This window comes from Pseudomonas sp. PA27(2017), from assembly GCF_001945445.1.
In the GTDB taxonomy this organism is placed as follows: domain Bacteria; phylum Pseudomonadota; class Gammaproteobacteria; order Pseudomonadales; family Pseudomonadaceae; genus Aquipseudomonas.
The window spans coordinates 1-435 of record NZ_MSXW01000060.1 but is presented as its reverse complement, the minus strand read 5'-3'; the positions used below and the strand labels follow the sequence as shown (position 1 = coordinate 435).

General features: G+C 57.5%; 1 protein-coding gene. It reads right to left on the bottom strand.

What is annotated here, in order from left to right; genetic code table 11:
- Positions 1–435, bottom strand: a 435-nt coding sequence (locus BVH06_RS21305; protein WP_139315703.1) for a transposase, incomplete at both ends; no start/stop codon positions are given.

Genomic DNA, 435 nt, shown 5'->3' with positions numbered 1-435 from the left:
TGATATCCCGGAAGCCCAGCTCGATTTCCCAGCGTTCCAGATAGAGTTCGGCGACCGCTTCTGCGTTGTAGTCCTCGACCGGCAGCGACGTGAGCAGCGATCTGATACGCCCTTGGCTTTGATAGCTGACCTCGCGCACTTCCCAGTGTGTGGGCAGAGCCGGGTTTCGTTTGCGAGCCTGAGGCGAAACCTTCATTCGTACGCGGCGATCATGCTCCCCATAGCGCTCGACTTCCTCCATCACCAGGTTCTTGCGAGCTGGCGTGAGCCAGTGTCGATTGTTTACACCATCGGCAACACTCAGCAGCAAATCAGCTCCCCAAAAGCCTTTGTCGAACAATGTGATCGAATTGTCCGGAATCTGGCCCAGGAAGGTTTCGGCCAAGCGCATCTCGCTGCCCCGATAAGGGCTGAGCTGCGCATCGAGGATCACGT